The following is a 9,065-nucleotide window of genomic DNA, read 5'->3' as shown; positions in this document are numbered from 1 at the left end:
TAACGATTGGGATTAGTATGTTTCTTTTTATGCTGAGTAAAGAATTTAAGAAAATAAAAGGCAAAGAAAAAGATCCAATTAAATTACAAAAAATTCGTTTAGTGAGTAGACGAATTTTTCAAGTGATGGCATGGGGCATATTGTTTTCATTGTTTTTGAACTTAGAGTGGGGATTTTATGTATTGCTTAGTATAATAAGCTGTGGATCTATGTTGTTTATGTTATATATTTTCTATTCATACATAATAGAAAGCTATGAAACTTAAAAAAGAGTCTTCTCATTATGAGAAGACTCTTTTAATCTATTTACTTCGTAATAAATTGTTGTGTCCAGTAGTTGCCGCTTTCTACATAACCAACACCGATGTGAGTGAAGCCGTTATTTAAAATGTTTGCACGGTGTCCAGCGCTGTTCATCCAAGCTTGTACTACTTCTTCAGGTGTACGTTGGCCTTGAGCGATGTTTTCACCTGCAGATGTATAAGAAATACCAAATTTCTTCATCATATCAAACGGAGATCCGTATGTAGGGCTGTTATGATCAAAGTAGTTGTTTTTTTGCATATCTTCAGACTTAATACGTGCTACTTTGCTTAATTCAGTATCGATTTTTAGTGCTGGTAAGCCTTGTTTTGCACGCTCAGCGTTTGTTAATTCAACAACACGTTGTTCGAACTCACTTAAAGATTTTGCTTCTTCAGCAGGCTTTTGCTCAGCAGGTTTTTGTTCAGCAGGTTTTTGAGTATTGTTGTTTTCAGCAGGCTTTTGAGCTTCTGGTTTTTGAACTTCTTCAGCAGGCTTTTGCTCGGCTGGTTTTTGTTCAACTGGCTTTTGAGTTTCTGGCTTAGCTGTTGGTTGCTCAGTTACAACATTTTCAGTAGGTTGTTGACCAGGAATGAAGCAGTTTGGTTGGAAGTTTCCTTGTTGCCATTGTGCTAATGATTCAACTCCCATAGATTGTAAGAATGCTTGTAATTCTTGTTGGCTCATTTGTTTCATCATCACTTTTGAATGCTGAATATTTTGAACCTTTACGTTAGATGGTTGTACTGTTGCAGCTTGTGCATCTAGAGAAGATACTCCTAAAGTAAGAGCTGTTGCAGCAGCTACAGATAATAAAACACGTTTTTTCATGATGTGTGTCCCCCTATATAAAGTTTTAATTTGTTTTCACACGATTTGTTTTTGACAGCCTGTCTGACTGACAAATTCATCGTAGCATACAATTTGCGAGAAAAAAGATGGAAAAAAATTCATAGACTTTAAAATTACCTAATTTATCCTAAGAGAAGGATGGAGCAAAAATAAGAGAAATATAGAGTATAAAAGGAATTTATAGTGTTTTTATACTTGGTTTTAAGAGGGGGTTTTTGGATAAAGTTACCTAAATAGAAAATGAAGAATCCTATTGTATCAATGGTTTGAGCGATTTTTTGAGGAATATAATGGATTGATTTTTACAAAACTGTAATGTTTCTGTTGTTCTTTTTTATAATAAAGTAACATATTTTTAATGTTGTAGCAGACAAAAAAGCGGCTATCTCTTTACATAGACGAAGGAGATAGCCGTTTTCCTATTATTACGTATGTTACGAGTTATTACGAGTTAGTTTCAATTGCTTCTAATAATAAATCCACAATGTGAATTCCTCTTATCTTATGAGAAAGCCCTTCTCGCTCAATACCCAATTTCATTTGTAATAAACAACCTGGATTTGCAGTAACAATGGTTGCTGCTTCTGTTTCATGCACACGGTCCATTTTGTAATCTAGAAATTCCATTGATAACTCTGAATGAACAATATTGTAAATACCAGCAGAGCCACAGCAACGATCGGCATCTTTCATTTCTCGATATGTTGCACCTTGGATAGCCTCTAGTAACATACGAGGTTCAGAAGATGTGCGCATAACATTGCGTAAATGACAAGAGTCTTGATACGTAATAACTTGCGGCGTGAGTCGTAAGTCAGTTCGCTTATGGAAGTCTAGTTCTACTAGTATAGCAGTAATATCTTTAATCTTAGAAACAAACTGCTTAGCACGTTCAGCCCAATCCGGATCATCCTTTAAAAGATAATCATAGTCTACGAGGTAAGCTCCGCAACCACCTGCATTCGTAATAATATAGTCGATGTTTAAGTCTTCGAATGCTTTTATATTGCGCTTTGCTAATTCTTTTGCTCCACTCTTTTCACCAGCATGTCCATGCAATGCACCGCAGCAACTTTGTGTTTTCGGAATAACGATATCACAACCAGCTAATTGAAGAAGTTTCATCGTTGCGTTATTTGTTTCTAAAAACATCGTATCCATTAAGCAGCCTGTGAAGAATGCAACTTGTTTTTTCTTTGTACTTTCTGCAGGTAAAAATGAAGGACGATCTTTCATCGCTTTCATTTTAGGGACTTTTGGTAAAACGAGATCCATCGTTGCAAGTGTTTCGGGGAATAACTTCATAATCCCTGTTTTATGTGTTAGCGTTTGTAAACCAGAACGTTGATAAAATCCGATTAGTCCAGTTAATGTTCTCATTCGATTTTGATGGGGGAATAATCCTTCAAAAACGACTTTTCGAACAGCTTTCACTGGCACCGAGAATTTTTTATTTTGATTAATAATATCACGAGCTTCTTCTAATAAATGCCCATAATTTACACCAGATGGACAAACAGGCTCACAAGCACGGCAACCAAGACAAACGTTTAATGTATTCTCAACATCTTCATCTGGTTCGATTAAACCATCAACGACAGCTTTCATTAATGCGATACGTCCGCGCGGTGAATGTGACTCTTTATATCCGGATTGAATGTAGGTAGGACAAGTAGGTAAACAAAAACCGCATCGCATACAGTTTAGTAATTCATCTTCACTTAATCGTTCTTTAAATTCTTTTTGAATATTTTCTTTATTTAATGTGGTCATCGCTCAACCACCACTCTTTTTCGGGTGTCTTTCGCGAACATTTTTCCAGGATTCATAATGTTATTTGGATCGAAAGCTTGCTTTATTCCTTGCATAGCTGCAATACCTTCCTTACCTAATTTCATTTCTAAATATGGAGCTTTCATCGCACCAACACCATGTTCACCAGTAATTGTGCCACCAAGTTCAATTGCTTTCGCAAATATTTCAGCAAAAGCTTGTTCAGCTCGGTGCATTTCTTCTGTATTACGAGCGTCTGTCATACAAGTTGGATGTAAGTTACCATCACCAGCGTGTCCAAACGTACAAATAGGAATATTATATTTTTTTGCAATGGTATTAATAGCTTCAACCATTGGAGCTATTTGTGAACGTGGTACAGTTGCATCTTCTAATATTGTAGTAGGTTTTAATCGTGCGAGCGCTGATAGGGCACTACGGCGAGCGGTACGAAGCGCATCTGCTTCCGTCTCATCTTTTGCAACGCGAACATCAACTGCATTCATAGAGTGACAAACGTTAGCCATTTTTTCAATATCTCGATTGACTACTTCGGGTGGACCGTCTTGTTCGATTAATAAAATTGCTTTTACATCTGTAGGTAAACCGATTTGTGCAAACTCTTCTACTACTTCAATTGTCGGTTGGTCTAAAAACTCCAGTGTTGCTGGAATGATTTTATTTGCAATAATAGAAGAAACAGCACGTGCAGCTTCATTAATATCTTCATATAATGCAAGCATTGTTTTCTTTGTTTCAGGCATAGGAACAAGTTTTAATATGGCTTCTGTTACCACGCCAAGTGTTCCTTCAGAACCGATAAATAAACGAGTTAAATCGTAACCAGCTACATCTTTTGCTAATTTACCACCAGTGCGAATAATATCACCATTTGGTAAGACAAGTTCAAGCCCCATTACATAATCACGTGTTACGCCATATTTCAAACCGCGTAATCCACCTGAGTTTTCATTAATATTACCGCCGATTGTAGAAATTTTCATCGAGCTTGGATCTGGTGGATAAAATAAACCTTTTTCTTCTACCGCTTTAATAATATCAAGTGTAATGACACCAGCTTGTACAGTAATTGTTAAGTTTTCTTCATCAATTTCTAAAATATTGTTCATATGGCGGAAAATAAGGACGATACCGCCTTTAAGTGGACATGTTCCTGCGCAAAGATTTGTTCCAGACCCGCGCACATACACAGGAATTTTGTGAGTGTTACATACTTTTAACACTTCAGCTACTTCATTTGTATTACGAGGAGCAATGACTGCATCAGGCATTGCTTGGAAGTTTGGAGTGGCATCATAACTATAAGTTAAACGCCCCATATTGGATGTATCTACATTATCTTCGCCAACAATAGATACGAATGAATGAATAATTTGTTTTTCTAACATTGGAAATCCCCCTCAAACTGTTAACGTGTTTAGTTATAATAAACAACGTGGTAACAGTGCTTTCATTATAATGATAAAAAAGTCGAGGGATTCTTTCTATGTATAATCATCTAAAGATTAATCTGTTTTATCGTTCTTTTTTGTATGATTATCTAATAGGAGGAGTGCGAAGTATAAAACGTTTAAGTCTTTGAATTGTTTTGGATCAAGTCCTGTATGTTCTTCAATCTTTTTTAGCCTATAATGTAAGGTGTTAATGTGTATATGTAATTGTTTAGCTGTCTGTTTATAAGATTGGTTATAATCGATAAATAAGCGTAAAGTGTGCATAAGCTCAGGAGATGATAGTAAGCTTTCGATGGTACGCTCTAGAAATTGTTCACGCGTTTCGACAGAAATATCTTGTAAACACATTTCTAAACGTAAATCTTCATTAAATACAATTTTTTTCGTTTCCAATGATACAGAAAGAGCACGTAATGCTTGTTCGTAACATATGTTCATATTGTTTGGGGTAACTGTTTGCCCAATCCCGATATATAAAGGAATAGAAAATAAAGCTTCGCAGTCTTGTTTTAACCGTTTTAAGAACTGATAAGTTTGTTCTTTGGAGCTCATCGCTGTAAATAAAATAAAACGATCATTTCCCCAGCGAACAAATAGATGCTCTTTTGTTAAAATATTTCGTACATGTTGCCATATTTTACGCTGGAGCATTGTGTCATTTTTGCCAATAGAAAACAAAACAAGTTGTTTTTTCTTATATAAATCAATGCCAAGTGTTTTGGCACGATCAAGAAAACTCGGGGACCACTCTGTATTTTGAAGCCAATCAAAGACAAAAGCTTCATAAGAACGGTGCTCAAGTTCTAATTGCTCTAAAAAGTAGTTTTCATGAATTAATAATTCGGTCATCTTACGCAATATTTCTCCGTAGCGTGAAATATTTTCAGGTTCTCCGGTAATCCCAATGACACCAATTACTTCATCATGAAATAATAAAGGAAGATTCATCCCAGCCTTTACACCTTGCAATCGCCTTTCATCTTCTTTTGTAATGATGACGGTTTTCTTTTGTTTAGCGCAGCGGAGTGCACCTTCATGAAATTGGCCAATTCTTTCTGTATCTGTACTTGCGATAATAACGCCTTCTATATTAATGATAATTATATTTTCTGTAATTAGTCTGCGTACTTCTCGTACAATTTTATTCGCTAAATCAGGAAATAGCATAATTGACACACCTCAAATTCTATTTGTTGTACATTATATATGTAAATTGAGTAAGAAAGGGGAATTTCACACTTTCCACACATTTATTTGTTATTTTACAATTATAACGAAATCATCTGAAGATGGAGGGAATCTTTTGAGAAAGTATGTTTTTCTTCTCTGTTTTTTATTTCTATTAGTAGGGTGTCAAGGAAGTTCATATACACCAATTGCTAAAGATAAAAATGTTATTATAACTACGAATATAAAAGAAGGCAGTATTAGTTTTATTGATAAAAAAGATAAAAAGTTAATTACGACATGGGAACTAAATGAGCCAATGGCCGGAATCACACTGCTTCCAAATGGCGATGAAATACTTGTATACGGTAAGCAATTAGAATATATGTATGTATATTCACTAGCGGAAGGAAGGCAAGTGGAAAAATATAAAACTGGAAAGGGCATTGTAAATGTGGTCGTATCAGCAGATAAAAAACAATTATTTGCTGCTGATCAAAATGTTCAAAAGGTAAGGTTCTTTACGATAAATGGGAAAGAGACAGGAAATGTTTCAACAGGAAAAGGGCCTATAACGATGGTAGAGTATCAGAATCGGTTATCTGTACTAAACTTTTATGATACGAAACTAACGACAATTGATACGAAGAAAAAAGAAGTTGTTCAATCCTTTATGATTCCGCCAGCATCAACAGGAGCGACGATTAGTCCTGATGGGAAAGAAATATGGATTGGCGGGCATGGTGATGGAAATCAAGTGAATGAGAAAGTATTAGTGTATTCTTTACAGAGCGGTGAAATGGTACGTTCTTTACACGCTCCATTTATGCCTGTGAACATAACGAAAGATAATAAGTACGTATATGCATTAAGCCACGGTTCGAATATGCTTAGAAAATTTGATACTAGTACGTATAAAGAGGTAGCTTCCGTTGAAATAGGCTCAAATCCATTTGCATTTTTGAAAAGCGGAGCAGAAGGATATGTAGCAAGTTATGATAGTGATGAAGTGTGTGTTATGGGTATGAAGAGTATGAAAATAAAACAAACAATTAAAGTCGGAAAAGGACCGTTTCAACTCATAGAGAGGGAAGGGAAGGACAATGAATAAATATAGAGTGCTAGTTGTAGATGATGAAAGTGATATGAGGCAGCTTGTTGGAATGTATTTGGATAACTTTGGATATGAGTGGGGAGAAGCTGAAAACGGAAAAGAGGCTCTTAAAAAACTAGAAACGAATCATTATGATTTCGTTGTATTAGATATAATGATGCCAGAAATGGATGGACTTTCAGTTTGTAAAGAAATTAGAAAAACGTCAGATGTGCCGATTATATTTTTAACCGCAAAAGGTGAAGAGTGGAATAGGGTGAATGGCTTACGTATGGGAGCAGATGATTATATTGTAAAACCGTTTAGTCCTGGTGAATTGGTTGCCCGTATGGAAGCTGTACTAAGAAGATATACAAAGCAAGAACAGCAAGAAGAGATTCAATTTGGACCAATTCTTATCAATGAAAAAAGCAGACGAATTGAGGCGAATGGTGAGTCGATTTCTCTTACTGTAAAAGAGTTTGATTTACTATATTTTCTTTGTCAGCATACAGGACAAGTATTTAGCCGGGAGCAATTACTTGAAAAGGTATGGGGATATGATTATGCCGGAAGTACAAGAACAGTAGATACGCACGTGAAAACGATGCGCTTGAAGCTTGGAGAAAGTGGAAACTACATTCAAACTGTTTGGGGTGTAGGCTATAAATTTGAGGTGTAACATATGTTTACGATGGTACAAAAACTTTGGCTTACAGTAGTATGTGCAGTATGTGTAACAGTGTCCTTTCTTTATTTCGTATCTTTATACTCGTATGAAAAGTTATACGTTGATAATTTAAAAACTTCGTTAGTAATGGAAGGGAAAAGTCTTGCTGCTCAATATGATAAGCGTGAAGGAATATCAACTTTTGAAGAGAAAGTAAGATCGTTTGATCAAATATCTAGTTCAGATGTTATTTTCGTATCTAATCCGCGTGATTTAAGCGCATGTTTGCCTTTTGATGTGCATCATCATTCTCTTATAAGTGAAGGAGATAGGCAAACGCTATTAGATGGGAAAACTGTGACAAAAATAGGATATGAAGAACATTTTGACCGTAATATTATGGGGGTTGTCATTCCTGTATTGGAAAATAAAAAATTAGTCGGAATTGTCTATTCGTATATTCCTTTAAAAAGTATAAAAGATTTAATCTATGATATGGGTCTTATTTTAGCACCGTTAGCAATTGCTATGATTTTAATTACGATATGGGTTGGAAGAAAAATTATAATTGCAATTACGAAGCCACTTTCGCAAATGGAGCGGGTTGCAAATCATTTGGCTACGGGAGATTTTTCGGAGCGGATTACAGTTTCTTCAGAGGATGAAATTGGACGATTAGGAAAAGCATTTAATAAAATGGCAAATTCATTAGAAACAGAAGATGTAAAGCGTAAGGAATTTTTAGCAAATGTTTCGCATGAACTTAGAACACCACTTAGTTATATAAAAGGGTATAGCGAGGCTATTTTAGATGGTGTTGCAAAGGGAGCTCAGCAGGAAAAAGTAACTCAGCTAATTCATAAAGAAGCAGGTCGTATGCAGCGTCTCGTTCATGACTTGTTAGACTTAGCACAATTAGAAGGTGAGCACTTTCCGTTAAAGAAGCAACCTATCGTTTTTTCACAGCTGATTGAAGACGTATTAGATACGTATGAGATTAAGTTTATAGAAAAGGAAATTCATATTTCAACCAATTTAAATCCAGAGGTCATTGTCATGATTGATGAGGATCGTATGCAACAAGTGCTTCATAATGTGTTAGATAATGCGATACGATATACAAATCAAAAAGGAAATATCGTTATAACTTTAGAGCAAATCGATGATTACTGTGAATTAAAAATAAAAGATACAGGAATTGGCATTGATATAGAGCATTTGGAGAATCTTGGGGAACGCTTTTACAGAGTTGATAAAGCGAGAAGTCGTCAACATGGTGGAACAGGTTTAGGCCTTGCTATTGTGAAACAAATTGTTCATATACATGGTGGACAGTGGAAAATTGAAAGTGAAAAAGATAAGGGAACAACGGTTATTATTAAACTGAATGTACAGGATGAGGGGGGCATGTTCTAATTTTTAGGGCATGTTCTTTATATTGAAGAAAATATTTATCCCGCTATTCGCCGGTCAGTAAGACCCTCACCTCAAAATTCAGCAGAAGCAAAGAAGTTAGGTGGAGGCACTGCTGCCCGTAAAAGCCCGATTGGTGAGGGCTAATAATCAGTGGGGGATGAACAAAACCCTCACTGATTAAAGTTTCACTTTATACGTAAAAATATAAATTAATATGTAATAAATATCGAAAATTTGACTATTTTATGAACAAAACATTTGTACTTCTTATCAATTCGGTCTAAAATAGTTATGATGCAAAGTTCTTATAAATCGT

7 protein-coding genes and 1 pseudogene are annotated in these 9,065 nt (G+C 35.5%); 4 read left to right on the top strand and 4 right to left on the bottom strand.

The features are described from left to right. Positions 1-266, top strand: a pseudogene (locus tag ACQGSG_RS09395) (DUF1648 domain-containing protein); the annotation flags it as partial. Between the two features lie 40 nt (positions 267-306). Here ACQGSG_RS09395 and ACQGSG_RS09390 read toward each other — a convergent pair. From ACQGSG_RS09390 to ACQGSG_RS09375, 4 genes are all read right to left on the bottom strand, one after another. Further along, positions 307-1,134 (bottom strand): CAP domain-containing protein, encoded by an 828-nt coding sequence (locus ACQGSG_RS09390; protein ID WP_000747596.1) that lies wholly within the window; start codon positions 1,132-1,134, stop codon positions 307-309. Between the two features lie 465 nt (positions 1,135-1,599). Further along, a complete protein-coding gene (locus ACQGSG_RS09385) occupies positions 1,600-2,928 on the bottom strand; it encodes a (Fe-S)-binding protein (RefSeq protein ID WP_000209648.1) in 1,329 nt (442 codons plus the stop codon). Then, the gene (gene glcD, locus ACQGSG_RS09380; protein WP_098877295.1) at positions 2,925-4,337 is read right to left on the bottom strand and encodes a glycolate oxidase subunit GlcD; all 1,413 of its coding nucleotides are present in this window, start codon (positions 4,335-4,337) and stop codon (positions 2,925-2,927) included. The genes ACQGSG_RS09385 and glcD overlap by 4 nt, the downstream gene beginning before the upstream one ends. Before the next feature lie 117 nt (positions 4,338-4,454). Further along, positions 4,455-5,579, bottom strand: a complete 1,125-nt coding sequence (locus tag ACQGSG_RS09375) for a CdaR family transcriptional regulator (RefSeq protein WP_139848088.1) — start codon at positions 5,577-5,579, stop codon at positions 4,455-4,457. A 127-nt stretch (positions 5,580-5,706) separates the two neighbouring features. Here ACQGSG_RS09375 and ACQGSG_RS09370 point away from each other — a divergent pair, with 127 nt between their 5' ends. The 3 genes from ACQGSG_RS09370 to ACQGSG_RS09360 are packed head-to-tail and all read left to right on the top strand — an operon-like array spanning position 5,707 to position 8,749. Next, the gene (locus ACQGSG_RS09370) at positions 5,707-6,681 is read left to right on the top strand and encodes a YncE family protein (RefSeq protein ID WP_097997936.1); all 975 of its coding nucleotides are present in this window, start codon (positions 5,707-5,709) and stop codon (positions 6,679-6,681) included. After that, positions 6,674-7,345, top strand: coding sequence for a response regulator transcription factor (locus ACQGSG_RS09365; protein WP_001046405.1), 672 nt, complete (start codon positions 6,674-6,676; stop codon positions 7,343-7,345). The genes ACQGSG_RS09370 and ACQGSG_RS09365 overlap by 8 nt, the downstream gene beginning before the upstream one ends. Before the next feature lie 3 nt (positions 7,346-7,348). Beyond that, positions 7,349-8,749 (top strand): sensor histidine kinase, encoded by a 1,401-nt coding sequence (locus tag ACQGSG_RS09360; protein WP_000494818.1) that lies wholly within the window; start codon positions 7,349-7,351, stop codon positions 8,747-8,749. Positions 8,750-9,065 lie beyond the last annotated feature (316 nt).

Source organism: Bacillus sp. GMa5/1 (assembly GCF_050172015.1).
GTDB classification, from domain to species: Bacteria; Bacillota; Bacilli; order Bacillales; family Bacillaceae_G; genus Bacillus_A; species Bacillus_A cereus.
The sequence above is the reverse complement of the archived record's forward strand: the minus strand, read 5'-3'. Positions and strand labels throughout refer to the sequence as shown.

Bases quoted from the DNA above. Each gene is read 5' to 3' on its own strand.
- ACQGSG_RS09390 (WP_000747596.1), bottom strand. From the start codon at position 1,134: ATGAAAAAACGTGTTTTATTATCTGTAGCTGCTGCAACAGCTCTTACT.
- glcD (WP_098877295.1), bottom strand. From the start codon at position 4,337: ATGTTAGAAAAACAAATTATTCATTCATTCGTATCTATTGTTGGCGAA.
- ACQGSG_RS09360 (WP_000494818.1), top strand. From the start codon at position 7,349: ATGTTTACGATGGTACAAAAACTTTGGCTTACAGTAGTATGTGCAGTA.
- ACQGSG_RS09365 (WP_001046405.1), top strand. From the start codon at position 6,674: ATGAATAAATATAGAGTGCTAGTTGTAGATGATGAAAGTGATATGAGG.
- ACQGSG_RS09385 (WP_000209648.1), bottom strand. From the start codon at position 2,928: ATGACCACATTAAATAAAGAAAATATTCAAAAAGAATTTAAAGAACGA.